We start from the raw sequence: 1,514 nt of genomic DNA, 5'->3' as shown, positions 1-1,514 counted from the left end.
TTAGACAGTATGACTCCGCGTGGCAGGGGCTGGCCTCTCGTGAGGAATCAAACGTGGGTTAGCATTTCTGCCAGAGCCACACGGTGTGGACAGGGCCACACCCGGCGATTTCCAGCACGGAGGCCAGCAATGGAACACGATAGCACGCTTCTCTACGTAGGTTTGGACGTCCACAAGGACTCGATCACGGCTGCCTATGCGCTGGGTACCGGCGAGGCCGAACTGCTCGGCAAGATCGGGACGACGAAGGCCGATATCGATCGCCTGTGCAAGCGCCTGCAGTCAAAGGCACGCCACATCCGCGTTGTCTACGAGGCGGGCCCGTGTGGATATGGGCTTTATCGCCAGCTTGTGCAGAACGGTTTCGACTGCATGGTATGCGCGCCTTCACTGATTCCGAAGAAGCCCGGTGAGCGTGTCGAGACGGATCGACGCGACGCTGCGAAGCTTGTGCGTTCGCTGCGCGCCGGCGACCTGTCGGCGGTATACGTGCCGACCGTGGAGGACGAAGCGTTCCGCGATCTCTCACGTGCCTGGGTAACCACCAAGGACGATCTGAAGCGTGCGCGCCAACGACTGAAGGCCTTTCTGCTCTCGCACGGGGTGCACTATACGGGCCGAGCTGACTGGGGACCCGCGCACCGGCGCTGGATCAGTCAGTATTCGTTCGACAGTCAATGGCAGCAACTGGCATTCGAGGAGCTGCGGCGCACGATCGAGGATCGCGTGGCGCAATGCGACCGGCTGGAGGCCGCGCTGCGCGAGTCGGTGGTCAACTGGCGTTTCTATCCGGTCGTGCTGGCCCTGCAGACGATGCGCGGCGTGCAGTTCACCACGGCCGTGGGCATGCTCGCCGAGCTGGGCGATCTGTCACGCTTCGCGCACCCACGCCAGCTGATGGCCTGGCTGGGGGTAACGCCCTCCGAACACTCGTCGGGCGAGAAGCGCCGGCTGGGTAGCATCACCAAGAACGGCAACAGCTATGCAAGAAAGCTGCTGGTGGAAGCGGCCTGGAGCTACCAGCATCCGGCCCGCGTGAGTCCGGAGATCCAGCGCCGCCATGAAGGCATCCCCAAGCCCATCGTGGACCGGGCCTGGGACGCCCAGGTGCGCCTGTGCCGGCGCTACCGGAGGCTCGTCGCGCGCGGCAAGGAAAAGAACATCGCCGTAGTGGCCGTCGCCCGCGAACTGAGCGGGTTCATCTGGGACATCAGCCGGCTCGCGATGTCGCTTGCCGTACGCAATGAGGTGCGTCCAACGTAATGCAGCAACACCACGGAGGCAGGACCCCTGGTTCATGACTTTGGCGGCAGTTTCCTGAAGGCGGCGTAGCCCGGCACACGAGTCACCCGCGACAAAGTTAGGCAACGGATTGCATCCGGACTTGCGGCGTTAGATAGCGGCAGGCTCATTGGGCGGACTTCTCTAATGCGGCACCCAACCCGCGGATATCAGCATGATCCACCGTCGAGATTTACTGCTACGTCGCCCTCAGGAAATTCAGTCAACATGCG

Annotated in this window: 1 protein-coding gene; it reads left to right on the top strand. The window is 62.9% G+C overall.

The window, feature by feature from the left end:
• Window positions 1–129: 129 nt before the first annotated feature.
• Entirely contained in the window at window positions 130–1,263 is a 1,134-nt protein-coding gene (locus DIE06_RS37725) for an IS110 family transposase (protein WP_124665734.1), read from the top strand.
• Window positions 1,264–1,514: the final 251 nt, after the last annotated feature.

The sequence above is a fragment of the Burkholderia sp. Bp8998 genome, assembly GCF_003854235.1.
Classification (GTDB): domain Bacteria; phylum Pseudomonadota; class Gammaproteobacteria; order Burkholderiales; family Burkholderiaceae; genus Burkholderia.
Note: the sequence above shows the minus strand (reverse complement) of the source record. Positions and strands in the feature narration are given on the sequence as shown.